The organism is Virgibacillus sp. NKC19-16 (assembly GCF_021560035.1).
Classification (GTDB): Bacteria; Bacillota; Bacilli; order Bacillales; family Amphibacillaceae; genus Virgibacillus_L; species Virgibacillus_L salidurans.
Genome location: NZ_CP074373.1, coordinates 2,815,097 through 2,835,551, shown reverse-complemented (window position 1 = coordinate 2,835,551; position 20,455 = coordinate 2,815,097). Strand labels below are relative to the sequence as shown.

Genomic DNA, 20,455 nt, shown 5'->3' with positions numbered 1-20,455 from the left:
CCTGTCCCTCTGTCCTTTTTACTTCCTCTATACGCAACAAAGAAGCGCAAAGGCCTCCCCCACGCTCCTCAATAAGCTTCTGCATATTTATGATGGATAATCGAGTAAATAATCTTCTTAGCGAGGTTCCTTATTTGGGAACTTTTTCGGTATTGGACATAGACCTTATTTGGTATGTTATAAATGTTACTTATTTCCCGGATTTCTACTTCCGTTTCATATCTTGTATCAATGCCCAGTTCAGGTATAATGCCAATCCCTATCTCATTGGCAACAGCTTTTAGAAGCATTTCATTATTATCAACGTCAATGCGTGTTACATTTCTTGCAGCGATAAGTTCTTTATCAATTTCCTTCCATAATGCGGAATTTCGCCTATAACTTATGATCGTCTCGGTGTTTAAGTCTTCTATGTTTAGCGATTGTTTGCTACATAGATGATGATTGGTTGGGAGGACCAGTACTAGATTATTATCAAATAGATATTCTGACATAACGTCATGATTATTTACCAGAACTTCTCTCGTAAAGACTAAGTCAATTTCTCCGGATAAAACGCCTTCATTTAAACTGACTGAATCATGGCCTTCGATCACCTGAATATCTATTTCACCAATTGATTTAATCGTTTTTAAAAGCTCGATGATAAAAGAGTAAGCGTATCCCGGGGAAAAGCCGACTTTTACAACCGGATCTTTAACCATGTTTGTAATTTCTTTTGAATGTGTAATATAGATCAAAATATTATTCGCATAATCTATAAACATATTACCTTCTTTGGTTAAGAATATTTCATGTCCAATTCTCGTAAAAAGTTCACATTGCAAGATGTCTTCTAAAGCTTTTATCCGTGATGTAATGGTTGGTTGCGTGACATTAAGGACAACTGCAGCTTTGGAGTAGCTTTTATACTTGGCTACCGTAAGGAAAGTCTGTAATTGGCTTTCATTCATCTTGTTTCCTCCTGAGATCGCTAGTTTAATAAGAAAGCGGTTCCATCCTATAAGTATATGTCAAAATACATCAGACTGTCAAACAAATTGACAGAAGGATTACACTTTTAAAAAATGGCTATAAATTATTTTTTTAAATTAGTAGGAAAACAAAAAAATATCCAATTTGTATCTAACAAAATTGGATTTTATAATTAAAAGTAACAAATAAATTAAAAGCAAGTTCATAAATTTAATATCCGATTTACATTAAAGGGGGGATTTTTGCTGAATAATGTAAGTGATTACAAAGTGGTGATGAAAGCTGAATAAATGCAAACGCTGACAGATTTGAATTTTAATTAATAACGCAAATGGAAGAAGGCTTCAACAATAAATGGAGGGTATAAAATGAATCAATTTATACGGGACAACGTAGAAAAGAGTGAGTTTCTTGTTCACCGTAGTGTATTTACAGATAGAGAAATACTGGCAAGGGAACGGGCTGAAATTTTTAATAAATGTTGGTTGTTCCTCGGTCATGAAACAGAAATTTCGGAGTTAGGGGATTACAGGCGGAAAAAAGTAGGCGGGCGCAATTTACTATTTGTACGAAGTCAGGACGGTGAAATTCGGGCGCTTTTCAATACGTGTCCACACCGTGGTGCGCTTGTTTGCAGGGAGAACGAAGGAAATTCAAGAGTTTTCCGCTGTTTCTATCATGCTTGGAGTTTTAAAAATGATGGTGAGTTAGTAGGTATGCCTGGAAAAGATGGCTTTCCTGAGGATTTTAATAATGATGGCACGAAGAATATGAAAGCGGTTAATAGAGTGGAAAACTACCGTGGCTTTGTGTTTGTTAACTTTGATGAAAACGCTATTTCATTAGATGAATATTTAGGGAATGCGAAAGAATACATTGACCTGGTAGTCGATCAATCGGAATACGGATTAGAAGCGCTAGGTGGCATACAGGAATACAGCGTAAGAGCGAATTGGAAGCTATTAGCTGAAAACAGTGTTGACTTATATCACGGAATGCCTACGCATAAGACGTATTTTGATATTAAGCAAGATCAAGATCCAAATTTAAAACGTGTGCAATTAGAAGGAGAAGGCGTGGAACTCGACAATGGTCATGGTGTTATTGAATACGTGGCTCCTTGGGGAAGACCTGTTGCACAATGGACGCCAATCTGGGATGAAGAATTAAAAAACGATATGGAGGAAATGAAAGTTAAACTTGCTGAACGCTTTGGTGAAGAACGTGCAGATCGAATCGCCAACTACAACCGTAATATTGTGATATTTCCTAATCTGGTCATTAATGACATTATGGCTGTCACGGCAAGAACATTTTATCCAACATCCCCTGGCTATATCGAAGTATCCGGCTATTCATTAGCTCCTAAGGGCGAAAATGAGGCACATCGGATGGCGAGAAATAATAACTTCTTAGAGTTCTTAGGCCCAGCTGGTTTCGCGACACCAGATGATAACGAGGCATTGGAATTATGTCAAGAAGCCTATAACAATAACGAAGAAGTTGAGTGGAATGACATTTCCAAAGGGATGGTACGAGGAGAAGGGAACGCGCTAGCAACAGATGAAGTTCAAATGAGGAATTTCTGGAGGCAATATAATGCTAGAATCCAAGCATCGTTGAATAAGGAGAAGGAGGTCGCTCAGAAATGACTGTAAAAACGATAACACGTCAAGATGTGGTTGATTTTCTTTATACGGAAGCCAAAATATTGGATGAGTGGAGATTAAAGGAGTGGGCTGCATTGTTTACAGATGATGGCACCTACAAGATACCGCCTATCGGTGATCCGGAAGCGAGTGCAACAAAGTCGTTATTCTATGCACATGATAATCGGGATCGACTTCAGGAGCGAGCAGAAAGGTTACTGAAAAAAGAGGCACATGTCGAGTATCCACACTCTACCACGGTCCATAATTATAATAATATTTTGGTGAGTAATTTGGATTCAGATGTCATTACAGTGGAGTGTAATTTTACAATCCACCGAACGAAAAGAGAAGTGATGGACACGTTCATCGGGAAGCACACGTATGAACTTGTCGAGCAGGACGATGAAATTAAGATTAAAAGTAAAAAGGTTGTCTTACATTTAGATAGCTTGAGACCTCACGGGAAAATTAGTTTAATTCTATAAAGGATCGCGTCAAGAAGTGAAAGGTGGTGGCTAGCATCATTAATGAAAACGAAATATATGATATGACCATTATAGGTGGAGGCCCGGTAGGTTTATTTACGGCATTTTACGCAGGCATGCGCCAATCAAGTGTGAAAATAATTGAGAGTTTACCAGAATTAGGTGGACAGCTTGCCGCATTGTATCCGGATAAATACGTGTATGATGTAGCTGGCTTCCCAAAGATAAAAGCGAGTGATCTGGTAGATGGATTGATGCAACAAATGAATCAATTTGAAAATGATGTTTGCTTAAATGAAGAAGTAAAAGAGGTAACAAAGGAAGATGGTATTTTTACGATAAAAACAAGTGCGCAAACACATTATTCGAAAACGATTATTATTACTGCCGGCAATGGAGCCTTCAAACCACGAACGATGAATTTGGAAAATGAAGATCGATTTGCAGGAAAGAACCTGCATTATCGTATTGAAAACTTAACGGACTTTGAAAATAAGGATGTTTGTATATTTGGTGGAGGAGATTCAGCAGTGGACTGGGCTTTAATGTTAGAAAATGTAGCATCAAAGGTGTCCATTATTCACCGGAGGGATCGATTCAGAGCGCATGATTATACGGTGAAGCTAATGCAGGAGTCTTCGGTTGATGTCCTCACCCCGTTTATTCCTACAGAAATAGTAGGGGAGAGCCGGATTGATACCATTAAGCTTAAACAAGCAAAGGGCGATGAAAATATGGAACTAAAAGCGGATGATTATATCGTGAATTATGGTTTCATATCCAATTTAGGTCCGATCAATGACTGGGGTTTAGAGATAGAAAACAACTCAATTCTAGCAAACTCAAAAGCTGAAACGACGGTACCAGGTATCTATGCCGTTGGAGATATATCCACATATGCGGGCAAGGTTAAATTAATGGCCACCGGATTTGGTGAGGCTCCTATAGCGGTAAGTAATGCAATCGTCTATATGGACCCAACAGCATCCCTACACACTGCTCATAGTACATCCATTATGAGCAGGGAGAAGAAGAAAAAAAAGAAGGAAAAGGTAGCTACCTACTGAAAAACTAAATATGGAGGTTAAATCATGGCTAAAACGAAGGAAGAAATAATTAATAAGGAATCTGCACAAGAGAGATTGGAAACGTATTTACGAACGGTTGCGCATATCGGGCATGTCGAAATTAGTGTCACAAATTTTGATCAATCATTATGGTTTTTCACAGAGGTAATGGGTCTTGTATTAACAGAATCAGACGGGGATCGTGCTTACCTAAGAGCTTGGCAGGACTTTGATGATTATACGTTGGTTCTAAGAGCATCCAATGTATCCGAAGTCAATCGTATGGGTTGGCGTGTAAGCACGGAGGAATCACTAAAGCTATTTGAAAAGCAATTAAAAGAAATGAATATTGACTTTATATGGGTAGCAGGTGGCGAGAAGCGAGCATTGGGTGACATGATTCAATTTAAATCCCCTGCCGGATTTCCGGTTGAACTGTACTGGGAGAAAGAACTGTTCGTAACGGATGATCCAAAACTGCAGTCAAAATTACCGAGCCATCCAAGTAAATACAGCTTTAGAGGCGTCTCACCTCGTCGCTTTGACCATGTCAATATGATGGTTAATGACGTGAAAAAAGAACAAGAGTGGTGGACGGATCTACTTGGTATTCATCATCGCTACTATATTCAGAACAAAGAAGACGTTCGCTTAGGTTCATGGTTGAGTAGAACGAATATTGCACATGAAATGGCGCTCATGCGGAACTCCAATCAAAATGGAGCATCCTTTCATCATTTAGCTTATTACCTGGATTCTCCGGATGAACTTATCCGTGCAGCAAACATCATGGCAGAAAATGATATTGAAATTGAGTGGGGTCCTGGTAAGCATGGAACAAGTGGTGCGCAATTCATCTATGTCTTTGAGCCTTCTGGTCATCGAATAGAAATATGGACAGGTGGATTCTTAATTTTCTCCCCGGATTGGGAACCAATTGAATGGGGATCCGGTATCGGCCAATTAGGTCTTGAGATGTGGGGAAGCACACCACCGGAAACCTATTTCACGTATGGCGTGAAAATAGGGGAATAAAGATAGAAGAGATGGACGAAACAATTCGTCTATCTCTCATTCAAAATCAGGAATGCTAGGAGAGTTCATTTGTGCAACGTAACTTAAAAATTGATTTTCATACGCATATTATATCAGAGGAATTTTTGGATTTAGCCGAAAAATATGGGGATGATCGTTGGCCTATTTTAGAGAAAACATGTGATTGTGGGGCCAATATTATGATCAAGGGCAAGAAATTCAGGGAAATAACGGATCAAGCATGGGACGCAGAAAAGCGCTTAAAGGATATGGATGAAGAAGGAATTGATATCCAAGTATTATCACCAATACCGGTGACATTCAGCTATTGGTCAGATCCGGAACAAGGATTAGAAATGGCAACATTTCAAAATGACTTCATCGCATCCATCGCTAAGGAAAATCCAAAAAGGTTTATCGGTTTAGGTACCGTTCCACTGCAAGATGTAGATATAGCCATAAAAGAAATGAAGAGAGCGGTTCATGATTTAGGATTAAAAGGGGTTCAAATCGGTAGTAATGTGAACGGTAAGAATTTAGATGATCCAGAACTCGAACGATTCTTTGAGGCTGCAAATGAACAGGGCGTTCCATTGTTTGTTCATCCTTGGGAAACATTAGGAGGAGAACGGATGCCGCGCCATAATTTCATGTATATGGTCGGTATGCCTTCAGAAACAGCTTTAGCAGCAGGTAGTATTATTATGAGTGGAATGCTAGATAAATATACAAATTTAAAAATATGCTTTGCACATGGCGGTGGATCCCTGCCATATCTATTACCAAGAATGGATAAGGGCTGGAATGTGTGGCCGCAAATCAGAAAAACGGAGAAGCCACCAAGTCACTATGCGAAACTTCTTTACTATGATTCGCTTGTTTACGACGAAAATAACTTACAATTTATGATTGACCGGTTTGGAGTGGACCAGATCATAGCAGGTTCCGACTATCCATTTTTATTACGTGAAGTCCCATCCGGAAAAGTCGTTGATCAATTGACAACATTAAGTGACGGAGAAAAGGACCAAATCCATGGTCTAAATGCATTGCAATTTTTAAATTTAGATAAAGAACAGTATATGTAGAAATACAAATAGATAGATAAAGTGTAAGTGAAACACTTGCAACAAGAATAAAAGGAGAGGATAACCTTGGCATTTGTTATAACGGAACCGTGTCTTAATGAAAAATCAGGAGAGTGTGTTAGTATTTGCCCGGTCGATTGTATTGAAGAGGGTGATGACCAATTTTTAATTGACCCAAATACATGTATTGATTGTGGTGCTTGTGTCGCTGCTTGTCCAGTCGATGCTATCGTGGATGAACATGATTTAAATCCTGCACAAGAAGTATATTTGGAAAAGGCTGAGAGTTTTTTTGAGTAGGAGACGTTCCTGCCTTGCCTGGTAGCATTTGCGACTTCCTGAATTAATGGTGGACAAGGATTTGGATTCACATCAAGAGTAGGGTTTCTTCTTATAATCTAAGTAAGTTTCAATGATGTGGGTTTTTAGGAACTGTAATGATTATGCACCTGATCACCACACTATGGCTTTGGTTGGTACTTTGATCGTAGTGATGGTGAGGGGTGTTTTGTTTAGGTTGTTTTTTATAAGTTTATTGTTTTTAATACTAAAGATATAGAATGCGACGTAACTTGAAATTAAAATTGATGCTTTTCCCCGCTACGGAAATACATTTCGCTTTCCGCGGGCGGCTGGTGAGCCTCCTTGTGCTGGCGCACTTCGAGTCTCACCTATGCCTTTCCTCCCGCAGGAGTCACCATGTATTTCCTCCGCTGGTATGAACATAGCAACATAGTTCATTCAATCACAAAATAGCGGCGCAATTTATGATAGTTGATTGGAGCGGAGGACCGTTGACTCCTGCGGGAACAGCACGAGTCTGAAGACCCCGCAGCGGTGGTCTTCCGCGAGGAGGCTGAAGCCGTGCCCGCGGAAAGCAACGGTCCGTAGCGGAAATCAACAAGCACTTGCGTCGTCTTTTTTATTAACTGCCAAAATTAAAAGCAACAGTACTCACGTAACTCATGTAACATTAATCACGAAAAGGGGTATTAAAATGAAAAATATCACGGTGCTTGGAGCAGGGGTTATGGGACATGGTGCGGCTCAATTATTTGCCCAAGCTGGAAAAAATGTATGTATTCGAGCCAGACGCGAGACATCTCTGGAAAAAGCGCGAGAACTTATTACAAACAGCTTTAAAATGATGGTCGAAAAAGAAATGCTGACCGAAAATGAAATGGAACAGGCATTAGTACGTATCACATATACCACAGATTTGCTTGAATCTATTCAGGATACGGACTTCATTCTGGAATCCATTCCGGAAGTTCTTGAACAAAAACTAGAAACGTATGAAATCATTGAAGGCGCAGTCTCTGATAAAACGATTATTTCGTCCAATACTTCTACGTTCCCATTGGAAGAGTTAACGCAGAGGGCAAAGCATCCGGAAAGATTTATCATTACTCACTTTTTTAACCCACCACAACTTGTACCAATTGTAGAAATCGCTAAATTTGAGAAAACAACTGAAAATGTCGTAAATACAACCTATGATTTAATGAAGGAAATCGGAAAGTCTCCAGTAGTTCTAAATAAAGAGATTACAGGATTTATCGTCAACCGTGTTCAAGTAGCTATGCTTCGCGAGGCATTCCACTTAATCGAAGAAGGAGTAGCCACTGCTGAGGATATCGATATCGCTATGAAAGGAAGTATGGGCTTTAAGTGGGCTTTCTGCGGTCCGATGGAAAGTCAGGATTTAGCCGGTTTGGAAACAACACAAGCGATGGTTGGCAACATTATGCAAGATCTATCAAATACAAGAGATGTTCCCTCTTTCTTATCGGAAATGGTGGAGAATGAGCATCATGGCATTCGAACAAATCAAGGTTTTTACAATTATGATGATCATGGTGAAAAAGCAATTAAGACGCGAGACGATTCTTTCCTGGATCTCCTGAAATTACAAAAAAGCAAAGCGAATAGGGAGAAAAGTGTTTCATCTATAGAATAATAAGTGAAAGATATCGGATATTTGTTTATAGAGGGTGAAAAAGATTAACTTTACATTCAATGTAAAGATGGAAGACAAAGCAAAAAATAGAAACAGGTGCTTCTTAAGCATCGCACTAAAACAGGGTTCGTTCGTCAATGAATGAACCTCGTTTTTACTATAGTGCGTGCCCAGCAATCCGTTAATTAGTTGGTTAAAGTCCACCCCAAGTGTCAAAATGCCTAGTAGCAGACGGGATCTCATCACTTATTTTTTTAACCCGTTCAAAACGGTAGATGTGAAATTTGTCATTTCCTTTACAACGTCAAATTCATCGCCAAATATCATCCAATCATAGATTGTACCTCTCATACACCTGGTAATTAATTTTGATGCTTCTTCAGTTGTTATTCCTTCCTTAAATTCCTTATTATCAATTCCTTCCTGAACAAAAGAATAAATTATTTGATAAAGATTTCTATCTGGATTAGCTAAGTAATGATTTTTGTCAATTGTTAGTGACATCGCATTCGTATATACAGTTCTTATTAAATCCTTTCCTAATTCGTCTCGTAAATAGATCATTTGAGCTTCATAGAACATAAGAATTTTCTGATATACATTAATATCTTTGGGGATTCTTTGTTGGTATGTAGAATAAAAATTATCAATATCTTTAAACTTTTCCTCAAAAATATCATATTTTGTTTTGAAATGAACATAAAAGGCGCCTTTAGACACATTACAGCTTTTGGCAATTTCTTCTACTGTTACATTATCAAACCCTTTTTTGTAAAAAAGCTTTAAACCAGTTTCCAAAAGTGCCTTTTTGGTCTCCAGTGCTTTTAATTTTCTTTCTGTCATAGGTGACATCCTTCATCCCTCCTTTGTATTTAAGCATAGCATAATATTTTTAAAATATGGAATTAATTTTAACATAAGGGTTGACTATTTTAAATTTTATATTTATTATTTAGTTATGACTTTCAGTGACCCTGGTATTTGACCTTAGTTTTTGACTTTGGTATGTGAAGTGGGTATACCCAATGAAGGGGGATTAATTATTATTTTATGATTGATAGCACTTTTACAATTGGGTTCAATTATTTTGTAGAATATATTTTCCCAGGCGGAAGCGTTTGGAAATTTATTAAAAATAGAACCTTATTATTACAAAAAATGATATCGCTTTCTTTACAATTGAAAGCGGTTTAAAGGAGGGGATTTGATGAATACGAAGAAAGTTGGTTTTCTTGGATTAGGAAACATGGGTTTTCCGATGGCCAGAAATTTACTGAGAGCAGGATATACCGTATACGGAGTAGATGTAAACAGGGATAGTGAAAAAAGGTTCGCTGAAATCGGTGGGAAGGTTGGGTTCACATCGACAACATTACCAAATGAAGTGAAAATCATTTTTACTAGTTTACCAACGCCACAAATTGTAGAAAGTGTTTATTTAGCAAACGAGGGACTTATAGAGAATGGAGAAGCACCACTAATATTAATTGACTTAAGTACAATTTCTCCAGAACTAAATAAAAAAGTCGCAAAAACTGCATTAGAAAAGGATATTCAATACTTAGGTGCTCCGGTAAGTGGGAGCGTATCAGGAGCAGAGGCAGCGAGTTTAAGTGTGATGGTTGGCGGGGACAAAGGAACGTATGATTTCGCATTACCATATTTAGAAGCTATAGGGAAAAATATTTTCCACGTTAGTGAAGACCATGGATTAGGTACTATTGTTAAATTAATTAATAATTTAATGGCTGGTATTCATACCCAGGCTGTTGCAGAGGCTTTATCTATCGCAGATGCTACGGGTTTGGATCACGATACTGTTTATGAAATAGTAAACGTAAGCTCAGGGCAAAGTGGTGTATTTACAAGAAACTATAAAAACTTTATCGCCGAAAATGATTATAATAAAGGCGCTTTTACTACGGCACTTCTATTAAAAGACATAAAACTGGCAAACTATGTTTCGAATTTATATGATTCAAAATTACCATTGGGTGAGTCGTTGGTAAATCACTTGGAATTAAATATTGACGGTTACGCAGATAAAGATATGTCATCAGTATACCCTATGTTAGTAGCACAAAAAGCAGAAGCAGCTAAATAGTTATTTATGAGAAACAGTCAGATAATAAGGTTCATAAATTTTATTATTATGCAGGAGGAATGATGAAATGAAAATGGCGACGTTAGATACAGTAACACATTATATCAATGGGGAAAAAGTAAAAGGAAAGAACGATAGATTTGGCTATGTATATAGTCCATCTACTGGTCAAAAAATTGCAACTGTTCCTTATGCTTCAGATGAAGAGGTAAATGGAACCATACAATTAGCGAAAAAGGCTGCTGCTAAATGGGCAAAAACATCTGTAGGAAAAAGAGTTGAAGTTCTTTTTAAATTTCGCCAGTTATTAGTAGAACACACTGAGGAATTAGCGCGGTTGATAGGGAAGGAAAACGGAAAAACGATCCCTGATGCAAAAGGGGAGATAAGCAGGGGAATAGAATCGGTTGATTTAGCAATCGGGGCACCACAGATTCTGAAAGGGGAGCATTCTGTAAACGTTGGTGGGGAAATAAATGCATATTCAATGAAACAGCCACTTGGCGTTGTAACGTGCATATCACCATTTAATTTCCCAGTTATGGTACCGCTTGCAATGAGTGCGATGGCTGTAGCTGTTGGGAATGCGATGATTTTAAAGCCATCTGAAAAAGTTCCATCTTCTGCTCTATTAATCTCAGAACTATGGGAGAAGGCTGGTTTACCTGCTGGCATTTGGAACGTTGTGAATGGTGACAAAGATACGGTAAATGCCATCATTACACATGAAGATATAGAAGCGATCAGCTTTGTAGGTTCTACGAAAGTAGCAGAAAATATCTATGAAACAGGAACAAAGCACCATAAACGAGTAAATGCCTTTGGTGGCGGGAAAAATCACATGGTTATTATGCCAGATGCAGATCTTGATAAAGCAGTTGATTCATTTCTGGGTGCAGCTTACGGTTCAGCATCACAGCGTTGTATGGCTGTTTCCGTAGCAATGCCTGTAGGACAAAAGACAGCAGAAGTATTCACGAAAAAATTAAAAGAAAAAGTATCAAAATTAAGAGCTGGATCTTATGATGATGAAACTGCAGACTTTGGAGCAGTAATAAGTGCGGAAGCAAAACAAAGCATTTTAACCGCAATTGATGAAGCGGTAAAAGAAGGAGCTAATATTGTTGTAGATGGAAGAAATCCTGACGTGGAAAATAAAGAAGGATTTTATCTTGGTGCTACGTTATTAGATAATGTTACTCCTGATATGAATATGTACAAGGAAGAAGTGTTTGGCCCAGCACGTCCAATCGTTGAAGCAGGTTCAATTGAAGAAGCGATACAGTTAATCAACGATCATCAGTATGGTAATGGTGTGGCCATATTTACCAACAGTGGGCGTGATGCTCGTAAATTCACGCAAGAAATTGAAGTAGGTATGGTTGGGGTGAATGTACCAATTCCTATACCTGTTGGCTATCATAACTTCGGTGGCTGGAAAGAATCACGACTTGGTGAAGGACAAATGTTTGGTCCGGATACCGCTCGATTCTTTACAAAAACAAAAACAGTTTCTGAAAGATGGTTTGATCAATCTGACTCTGATGAAACTAACTTTAATTTTCCTAGTAGCTAACTAAGAAGGGCCATGAAGATGGCCCTGATTTTCTCACATAGGTTTATAATTGATAGATTTACTGGCACGATTGTAAACCTTTGAACAAAGAAAATCCGAATTTGCGGAATCAGGGGAAGGTGAACAAATGTTAGGGATACTGTTAGGCCTGGTCTTATTAATCGTTCTAGCCTATCGTGGATGGTCAATCATCTGGATCGCACCGATTTGCGCCGGGGTTGTGGCATTATTTGGTGGACTTGACTTACTTGATGCATATACAAATACATATATGCAAGGTTTTGTAGACTTTACAAAGAGCTGGTTCCCTGTATTTATGCTGGGAGCAATCTTTGGTAAGTTAATGGAATTTAGTGGTATGGCTCAATCCGTAGCACAAAGTATCATTAGAACTTTTGGAGAAAAGCAGGCAATTATTGGTGTAGTTATGGCTTCGGCAGTATTAGCATATGGTGGTATTAGTGTGTTTGTTGTTGTATTTGCTGTATATCCATTAGCGGTAAGTATGTTTAGACAAGCGAATATTCCAAGAAAACTGATGCCAGGTACAATTACAGCAGGGATGATGACATTTGCAATGACGGCACTTCCGGGTACTCCGCAGATTCAGAATCTAATCCCAACCGATTATTTCAATACAACTGCGGCCGCAGCACCAATTATGGGACTCGCTGCTTCCTTAGTTATGGGTGGAGGCTCTATTTTATATCTCAAAAGAAGAGAGAAGAATTTAAAGGGGTTAGGCTATGAATTTGAAGAGTTGGAAAAAGATAAGGGGTTAAGTAAAGAAATAAAAGAAAAACCGCCTCATATCCTCATTTCTGTACTTCCTCTATTATCCGTAATTGTTGCGCTTAACTTTATACAGCTAGATATTGTTGTTAGTTTATTAATAGGGATCTTGTTAATTATAATATTTTCATTAGGTAAAATTAAAGGTCTGGTTCCATCGTTAAATAAAGGTGCTTCTGATTCTGTCATGGCAATGATTAATACTTCGGCAGCGGTTGGATTTGGAACAGTGGTACAAGCAGTACCTGGGTTCCAGAAGTTGAGTGACTATGTGCTAGGTATTGAAGGAAACCCACTTATTTCAATGGCGGTTGCTTCAAATATATTGTCCGGAGCAACTGGTTCAGCATCTGGTGGATTAGGTATTACGATGGAAGCTTTGGGTCAAGAATATTATGAGATTGCAATATCATCTGGGATCGCACCAGAAGCTTTTCACCGAATCGCTTCTATCGCATCCGGTGGATTGGATGCACTACCGCATAATGGGGCCATTGTAACGATATTGATTGTAACAGGTCTAACCCATAAACAGTCATACAGGGATATTGCAGTAGTAGCCATAGTTTTCCCAATACTATCATTAATACCAGCTATTTTACTGGCGAGTGTAGGTATTTATTAAGGTTTATATAACTGGGTTCGCTTTTTGTTTTATCATCTATTTCATCTCTTATAAATGATGTTCTATATAAAGGAACATAGAAATAGAACGTTTCACCCATGGCGATCACTTTCTGGATCTGCTTAAGTTACAAAAAAGCAAAGAATAATAAGTGATTCGAACAAAAGAAAAAAAGATGCTTCTTAAGATAGACACTAAAACGAGGATCATTCGTCAATGAATGATCCTCGTTTTTACCACGGCACTTCAGGATAAACAGTGCGGTAGTATTTTCCATCAATCTATGCCTCCACATACGGAATCGTCAAAGGTCCCAACGGCAAAACAGCAATCCGCATATCCTCACCATATTTCCTCTTCAAACCTTCTATCGTTTTCTCAATATCATGTGTCGGTTTCAGCATCGTTCCTTCCACCTGCTCATCCGTAAGCTTGGAATATACATATACGTCCGCCCAAACCTGGATGACTGCCTGTTTTTGAACCTGCCATTGATCGAACATTTTAAATTCCGGGTCGTTGATCATATCCAGCAGCCCCTGAGGACTGTCTGCCATTTCAAAGATCTTGGAATAGTTCCCGTGATCGGGCAGGCCATCCGAACATTCTGATGCGACAATGATAGATCCACCTTCTTTTACAATTTTATGCGCAGCACTCATTCCTTTTACAGCCTGGTACAAATTTTGGTCGAGTGGATAGCCTGAATTGGAAGTAATCACCACATCAAATCGTTCCTCACAGCGGGTCATGGCATGCTCTTTGGCAAATGCGCATCCCCGGTCATGTGCTTCATAAAGCTCGCCGGCAAAAACGGCTGTGATTTCTTTTTCACGGTTTAATGTAACATTTAACATGAAATTCGGTTTGCACATTCCATTTACTTCACGCGTCATATCCTGAACAGGATTATTTTCCATATTTCCCCAAGTCGCTAGGGGATCTCCTATCATTCTAGCATTATGAAAGGTCATGATGGTCTCAATTCCAGCGATTCCGGGCATCATTCCTTTTGGCCCTCCGGAGAACCCCGCGAAAAAATGTGGCTCGATAAAGCCTGTTACAATTCGAAAGTCTGACTCCACATAGTCCTTATTTAAATAAACATCGCAGCCGAATTTACTTTTTCCGACGTTCACCAGCGTATCTTTGTCATGGCAGTGATTATTGACGATCCGAATATTATCCACGACCCAACGCCCAAGCATCTGTACAAATTCTTCCCTTGTTTGATCGCGATGTGTTCCTGTTCCATTGATTATCACAAAGTTTGCTAGAGGAACATGATCAAGTTCTTCTATTAATAATGGTACTAAAATATGGTTCGGTGTTGGTCTGGTGATATCGCTGATCACGATAGATACGATATCTGTGGCTTTCACCGATTCTTTTAATGGCTCTGAGCCGATTGGGTTTCGCAAGTGTTCTTTGATTGCTTCCTTATCATTTTCCAGTTTTGGTAGATTTTTTGGTTCGATTATATAGGCATCGTCCGGTAAGTCGATGGTTAGTCCTTCTTTTCCGTAGAGTAGTTCTGTGTTCATTCTGCATCCCACCCCTTGAGTGTATTTAGTATTATTATAGGATAACGCTTACTATTTTGATATGAAAATGAATTAATTTGCTTCCCGTTTCGTTTCCTCTCTATTTTTCTCGTTCTTTATCCCTAGATCTTCACGGTTACCAATAATCCCTCTTTTCCTTTGGTATCTATCTATCAAAATCACTCCAAGTGGACAGAGTAGCGATGTTGTGATAGTAGATATGGAAATTTGTGCCGTTGCAATAGGAACAATATTCTGTATCACTTCGTATTCCGCTGCTGTCATAGCCCCTGAACCTACTGCTACGGAGGCGGCTGAAGCCACTGCTGCAGGTGTTGCCGTAGCGTTTCCTGCTGTAGATGCTTCAGCAATTGGGCCAATATAACTTTTTTCCTTGAAAAATTTAAATGCAAGAATGCCCAATATACTCGAAATCACAAAGGTAAAAACAGCGATAACTAATCCACCTGCAAGCACAGCAGGATTAAAGAAGTCTGCCAAATTCATACCGGCTCCTAAAGAGAATGCGAAGAATGGTATTGTTATCGTTTCCCCCGGTGCTAGAAATTCACGTATTTTTGGATCTAGGTTTCCTAATATCATTCCAATACCAATTGGTAATAATACAGCAATAAAGGAAATCACAGGGAAGGCGGTCCCTATAATACCCAACGATACTAGTGTTAAGAAGGGTCCATCATTAATGGCGAGAATGGACAATCCTCCCACATCGGGTCTATTCCCATATTGTCCGGTTAATGCAGCATACATTCCGCTGTTACTATTTGTCATTCCGGCTACAATTGCTAACGTGGATAACCCTAATATCCCACTCCAAGGATCAAAGAAAAACCCGTATGCCATTCCAACACTAAGGCCGCCAAGATATTTTGACGTGGTGATTAGAGCACCTTTTTTTAAAGCTTTTCCACCTATTTTTAAATTCATCTGACTTCCAACACAAAATAAGAATAAAGCGATAAGGACGAGTGCACTGTCTTTAAAAAGTTCTTGAGAAAACCCGCCAATTTGTAAAAATTCATAATATCCTTCTTCTGTTTCTGGTGCACCGAGTGCTTTTAGAATATCCATTACAAACGGGATATGCATTTGATCAATTGTATTTAGTGTTGTCCCTAAAAGAAGCGGAACGACCATTAATCCACCTGGCACTTTTTATACCGACTCTTTTATTCTTTTCGGCAAGAAAACTCCATCTGATTTGTGTTTCGGGAGCCAGCCCAATAATACAGGTGGAGATGAATTGCCTCAGTCGATAGGCTGAACACTTCTCTTGTATTTTCTCACTTTTTGGCGAACAAAAATTCGCATAGTCCTTTGTCCAATGATATAATAGTCATAGATAAGAAGTGGGTTGCTATGATAAAAAAATTAGACAATAGATGGTGCGCCTATCGAAACAATCCTATTTGACTCGCTGAGAAAGGTGGTGAACATAATGGCTAGAAAAAAACCTGTTAAAGTATTGCGTAAACAAAAAAAATCCGAAAACATTCAACGTTTCACGCAGAAACAAAATATGGGACGTAGTAGCTTGACGGCTAAGGAATTCCGTCTGCTTCAACGTATGTCGCATAGCTCAAAGGCTTTGCGTAATGTTGGATTATATGCGATTAAACAAAACTACTTAAACAACGGTAAGATTCCGACCGCAAAAGAAGTTGACGCTGCAATGCGAGCTGATGTTAACTACTGGACCGTTCAATCAAACTCCGTTCAAGCCATTCGCAGAACGTTGTATGCAGAAGTGAAGAGCTTTTTTCAAGCGCTGAAAAAATGGAAGGAAAACCCGGAGGAATTCACGGGTCGTCCTAAATTTCCGAAGTATTCTTACGCTACAGAGAAGCGTATTATTGAAATCTACCAAATTCCAAAAGTTGATCAAGATGGATGCTGGTCTATTCCGATGAATGTGGCATTTCGAAAACGTTTCGGTTCTATTAAAATTTGTATGCCTAAAAACTTGTTGAACAAAAAAATCTCATACATTGAAATCGTACCTAAGCAAAAAGGTCGGTTCTTTGAGGTGCATTACATTTATGAAATGCAAGTCCCTCAGATGAAGAAACAACCAACGACAACTACGAATGCTTTGAGTTGCGATTTAGGTGTAGACCTAATGATGAGTTGTGCAACAAACCACGGTGATACGTTCTTGATTGATGGCAAAAAACTAAAGTCCATCAACCAATACTTCAACAAAACGATAAGTAATCTGCAAGCGAAAAATATTGAAAACGGTATTTCCAAACGTATCGTAACGAACCGTATGGCGAAACTCTGGAACAAACGTGAAAATCAAATCAATGGTTATATCTCACAAGTTGTGGGATTACTTTTCAAAAAAGTAAACGCATTCAACATTGATACGATTGTTGTCGGCTACAACGCTGGTTGGAAACAAGCGTCCAATATAGGGAAAAAGAACAATCAGAAATTTGTTCAAATCCCATTCCATAAGCTGATTGCTGCAATCGAAAACAAATGTTTGAAAGAGGGTATTCGTTTCGTGAAGCAAGAAGAAAGCTATACATCAAAAGCTAGTTTCCTAGACAAAGATACAATCCCTGTTTGGTCGAAAAATGATAAATCGAACTACGCATTCCGTGGTAAACGTATCAATCGTGGTCTGTATCGAAGTGAAACAGGACAATGTATTCACGCAGACATTAACGGGGCATTGAATATTTTGCGTAAATCAGAAGTTGTAGTATTAGATGAAAATCTCAACGTTAAAACGCCAAATAAATTGGAAGTACAAAAACGTAAAGCTGTTGCTTAGCGCATAGCTTAGTGGGTGCGTCAACCATCCATGTGTACTCGATTTATCGGGGCTTGTAGTACACGCCAGAGCAATCTGAGTGGTGGCTTCTTCTGAGTGGTGGCTTCTTCTGTAAGGAAGAACTGCTCTTTTTCGAAAGGGTGGTGCAAGTGGGAAAACGATCGTTTGTCGTCAGTACCAACCAAAAACAGTGTTTGGGGAGTGCTTAAGCAGTGCTTGCTATTCAGAGCGTCAAATCGTCTAAGGCATGTAGCGAGAAGACCTGAGTAGCTAACTCAAGCCCCACTGAAACGAGAATCACAAGGTTCTCAGTGGGGTACGTTGACTCTCATACGTTTAACCTATCGTTTACCTTTTGATAAAAATAAGTCCGAACAACTTTCTCAGCACTCAACTCAACCAATTCTGCTGCCCGTTCAATCGCTTCCTCCAAAGGCATAGGTCTGTCGATAATACTGTTCGCACTTATTACCCCAAAATCATAGAGTACCTCAATCCCTTTTCCAACAGCCCCCGCAATAATAATTGTTGGAACGTCTCTCCTTTTCGCAGCCTGAGCGACTCCCATCGGGGTTTTTCCAGAAGCTGTTTGGCTGTCAACCTGACCTTCTCCGGTAATCACAAGGTCAGCACCCATTACCTTTTCATCCAGTTTTATATAGTCCAGGACCACGTCTATTCCACGTTTCATCACGTAAGGAAAGAAAGCTTGAAATGCTCCCCCTATGCCACCGGCTGCACCAGCACCAGGAAGGCCGTGTAGTGTTATACCAGTTATCTCTGCAACCTTGTCCGCCCAATGGGTTAGATTTCCATCCAGCAATGCTACATCTTCAGCTGTTGCCCCTTTTTGCGGACCAAAAATAGCGGAAGCTCCATCTGCTCCTATAAGCGGATTTTGTACATCTGAAGCGATAATAAAGTTGCAATCTTTGATTCTTTTATCGAAAGAGCTCATGTTAATTTGTTTAATTTGATTTAATTCACCGCCACCGTAACCGATTTCTTTCCCGTTTTTGTTTAGAAGCTGTAGACCCAGAGCTTGTAACATTCCAGCTCCTCCGTCATTTGTTGCTGATCCTCCAATACCAATAATAAAAGATGAGAACCCGTCATCTAGTGCTTGTTTAATTAATTGTCCGGTACCATAAGTAGTTGCTTGTAAGGGAGAAAGCTTCTCTTCAGGGACCAGGTTTAACCCTGATGCTGTAGCCATTTCAATCACACATGTTTTTCCGTCTCCCAATACGCCATAAGCTGCTTCTACTTTATTGCCCAATGGACCAACAGCAGGGAGGTGTTTTATATTCCCATCGGTGGCGGCAACCAAAGTTTCCATGCTTCCTTCTCCACCATCAGCCACAGGCAGTAACACCGTTTCTGCGTCATGAAATGCTTTTTTAACCCCGTTGTTTATGGCTTGCGCTGCTTCTATTGCAGTAAGACTTCCTTTAAATGAATCTGGTGCGATAATGATTTTCATGTAATCCCCCTCCAGTAACCGCTTTCAATGCTTAATATAAATTATAAGAATCTTGACGATATATGTCTATGGTTATACTATATGAAAATAAGGCGGAATTTTAGCTGTTATTTATACGCTATAACCAAAGGATGAGATAAAATGAAGATGTTAAATCAAAAAATTGCAAATTCTATTGTGGAAGAAACGTCGATTCGTCTACATCGCAACGTTAATATTATGAATACGGAAGGGATAATTATCGCGACACGAGATACTTCCAGAATAGGATCCTTTCATGAAGGAGCGCTAGAGGTTCTTAGAAGCGGGGAAACTCGAACCATCTCTGCTAAGCAGGAATCATTAGGAGGAACACAACCTGGTGTCAATCTCCCCATCGTTTTTCAGGAGAAAATAATTGGTGTCATAGGAATTACGGGGGATCCTGCTGAAATGGGTGATGTCGGAGAGTTGGTGAAGATGACCACAGAACTTATGATTAGGCAGGAATTTGTCGTCTCACAAATGGAATGGAAGCAGCGAACAAAAGAAATGATTATGGAGCAGTTAATGAAAAAGGAACCTTCGTTTACCGATATTGATAGGGGACTTAGTTTGCTTCGAATAGATTTCCAGCAACCTTTTACGACGTTGGTAATACAAATAACAGAACGGACGATCACAAACCAGAAATTAATTCAAAAATTGGAGGAAACGATTGGAGATGAAAATGGAATAGTCGCATTTATTAATGTGAATCGGTTAATTATAACGACTTCAGGACTCGAAGGTGAGGAAATAAAGCGAAAAATTGAAAGCGTTTATACTGTATTGAAGAAACAAAATGTTGTTTTTAGAATTGCTTACAGTTTACCTTTCTATAAGTTGGAAGAATTCAGCCAGGCTTATTTGGACTGTGATATAACATTGAAAATAAGTGAACAAGAAAAAGAGGTTATTTCCTTTGCTGAAATTGAAGCAAAAGCTTTAATTTATCAAGTCGATGATGACATCACAAAGCGGTTTTCTTATCGGGTGCTGGGAAATTTGGACGAAAATAAGACGAGTACATTGGAAGCTTTTTTTGCAAATGATCTTAATATCCAAAAGGGAGCCGATGAGTTGTATGTGCATCGAAATACGTTTATTTATCGGCTTCATAAAATTATTGAGGAAACAGGGTATGATCCGAGGAAGTTTCAGGATGCATTGATATTGCAGGTTGCATTGTGGATTTGGGGGAAGGAAGGGGAAAGGTGATCTTGAAAAATCCCACTTATATGTAAT

At 39.1% G+C, this 20,455-nt stretch carries 17 protein-coding genes; 12 read left to right on the top strand and 5 right to left on the bottom strand.

Features of this window, described 5'->3' with window-relative positions; all coding sequences use genetic code 11:
• Nucleotides 1-68: 68 nt before the first annotated feature.
• Nucleotides 69-953 carry a LysR family transcriptional regulator gene (locus KFZ58_RS14480; protein ID WP_235792005.1) on the bottom strand — a complete coding sequence of 295 codons (885 nt, stop codon included), beginning with the start codon at nt 951-953 and terminating at the stop codon, nt 69-71.
• Between the two features lie 390 nt (nt 954-1,343).
• Between KFZ58_RS14480 and KFZ58_RS14475 the strand changes: the two genes are divergently transcribed.
• From KFZ58_RS14475 to KFZ58_RS14445, 7 genes are all read left to right on the top strand, one after another.
• Nucleotides 1,344-2,627 (top strand): aromatic ring-hydroxylating oxygenase subunit alpha, encoded by a 1,284-nt coding sequence (locus KFZ58_RS14475; RefSeq protein WP_235792004.1) that lies wholly within the window; start codon nt 1,344-1,346, stop codon nt 2,625-2,627.
• Nucleotides 2,624-3,112, top strand: a complete 489-nt coding sequence (locus tag KFZ58_RS14470) for an aromatic-ring-hydroxylating dioxygenase subunit beta (RefSeq protein WP_235792003.1) — start codon at nt 2,624-2,626, stop codon at nt 3,110-3,112. Before KFZ58_RS14475 ends, KFZ58_RS14470 begins: the two co-directional genes overlap by 4 nt.
• Nucleotides 3,113-3,147: 35 nt before the next feature.
• Nucleotides 3,148-4,179 (top strand): NAD(P)/FAD-dependent oxidoreductase, encoded by a 1,032-nt coding sequence (locus KFZ58_RS14465; protein ID WP_235794752.1) that lies wholly within the window; start codon nt 3,148-3,150, stop codon nt 4,177-4,179.
• A 24-nt stretch (nt 4,180-4,203) separates the two neighbouring features.
• Entirely contained in the window at nt 4,204-5,214 is a 1,011-nt protein-coding gene (locus tag KFZ58_RS14460; RefSeq protein ID WP_235792002.1) for a VOC family protein, read from the top strand.
• Nucleotides 5,215-5,285: 71 nt separating this feature from the next.
• Nucleotides 5,286-6,302 carry an amidohydrolase family protein gene (locus KFZ58_RS14455; RefSeq protein WP_235792001.1) on the top strand — a complete coding sequence of 339 codons (1,017 nt, stop codon included), beginning with the start codon at nt 5,286-5,288 and terminating at the stop codon, nt 6,300-6,302.
• A 66-nt stretch (nt 6,303-6,368) separates the two neighbouring features.
• The gene (gene fdxA, locus KFZ58_RS14450) at nt 6,369-6,602 is read left to right on the top strand and encodes a 4Fe-4S ferredoxin (RefSeq protein WP_235792000.1); all 234 of its coding nucleotides are present in this window, start codon (nt 6,369-6,371) and stop codon (nt 6,600-6,602) included.
• 478 nt (nt 6,603-7,080) lie between these two features.
• Entirely contained in the window at nt 7,081-8,262 is a 1,182-nt protein-coding gene (locus KFZ58_RS14445) for a 3-hydroxyacyl-CoA dehydrogenase family protein (protein ID WP_255694900.1), read from the top strand.
• A 246-nt stretch (nt 8,263-8,508) separates the two neighbouring features.
• Here the strand turns inward: KFZ58_RS14445 and KFZ58_RS14440 are convergent, their stop codons facing one another.
• The gene (locus KFZ58_RS14440) at nt 8,509-9,105 is read right to left on the bottom strand and encodes a TetR/AcrR family transcriptional regulator (RefSeq protein ID WP_235791998.1); all 597 of its coding nucleotides are present in this window, start codon (nt 9,103-9,105) and stop codon (nt 8,509-8,511) included.
• A gap of 364 nt (nt 9,106-9,469) precedes the next feature.
• Between KFZ58_RS14440 and KFZ58_RS14435 the strand changes: the two genes are divergently transcribed.
• The 3 genes from KFZ58_RS14435 to KFZ58_RS14425 all read left to right on the top strand — a co-directional run bounded on the left by KFZ58_RS14435 (nt 9,470) and on the right by KFZ58_RS14425 (nt 13,359).
• Nucleotides 9,470-10,366, top strand: a complete 897-nt coding sequence (locus tag KFZ58_RS14435; RefSeq protein WP_235791997.1) for an NAD(P)-dependent oxidoreductase — start codon at nt 9,470-9,472, stop codon at nt 10,364-10,366.
• 67 nt (nt 10,367-10,433) lie between these two features.
• Nucleotides 10,434-11,942, top strand: a complete 1,509-nt coding sequence (locus KFZ58_RS14430) for a CoA-acylating methylmalonate-semialdehyde dehydrogenase (RefSeq protein WP_235791996.1) — start codon at nt 10,434-10,436, stop codon at nt 11,940-11,942.
• Nucleotides 11,943-12,069: 127 nt separating this feature from the next.
• Complete coding sequence (locus tag KFZ58_RS14425; RefSeq protein ID WP_235791995.1) at nt 12,070-13,359, top strand: GntP family permease; 1,290 nt, start codon at nt 12,070-12,072, stop codon at nt 13,357-13,359.
• 281 nt (nt 13,360-13,640) lie between these two features.
• Here the strand turns inward: KFZ58_RS14425 and larA are convergent, their stop codons facing one another.
• Nucleotides 13,641-14,903 carry a nickel-dependent lactate racemase gene (gene larA / locus KFZ58_RS14420; RefSeq protein WP_235791994.1) on the bottom strand — a complete coding sequence of 421 codons (1,263 nt, stop codon included), beginning with the start codon at nt 14,901-14,903 and terminating at the stop codon, nt 13,641-13,643.
• 72 nt (nt 14,904-14,975) lie between these two features.
• The gene (locus tag KFZ58_RS14415) at nt 14,976-16,061 is read right to left on the bottom strand and encodes a 2-keto-3-deoxygluconate permease (RefSeq protein WP_235794751.1); all 1,086 of its coding nucleotides are present in this window, start codon (nt 16,059-16,061) and stop codon (nt 14,976-14,978) included.
• A gap of 301 nt (nt 16,062-16,362) precedes the next feature.
• On the opposite strand from KFZ58_RS14415, the gene KFZ58_RS14410 reads away from it, so the two are divergent.
• Nucleotides 16,363-17,706: an RNA-guided endonuclease TnpB family protein gene (locus KFZ58_RS14410; protein ID WP_235791993.1), complete on the top strand. Its 1,344-nt coding sequence runs from the start codon at nt 16,363-16,365 to the stop codon at nt 17,704-17,706.
• Nucleotides 17,707-18,034: 328 nt separating this feature from the next.
• Here the strand turns inward: KFZ58_RS14410 and KFZ58_RS14405 are convergent, their stop codons facing one another.
• Nucleotides 18,035-19,189 (bottom strand): glycerate kinase, encoded by a 1,155-nt coding sequence (locus tag KFZ58_RS14405; RefSeq protein WP_235791992.1) that lies wholly within the window; start codon nt 19,187-19,189, stop codon nt 18,035-18,037.
• 141 nt (nt 19,190-19,330) lie between these two features.
• Here KFZ58_RS14405 and KFZ58_RS14400 point away from each other — a divergent pair, with 141 nt between their 5' ends.
• Nucleotides 19,331-20,428, top strand: a complete 1,098-nt coding sequence (locus KFZ58_RS14400) for a CdaR family transcriptional regulator (protein WP_235791991.1) — start codon at nt 19,331-19,333, stop codon at nt 20,426-20,428.
• Nucleotides 20,429-20,455 lie beyond the last annotated feature (27 nt).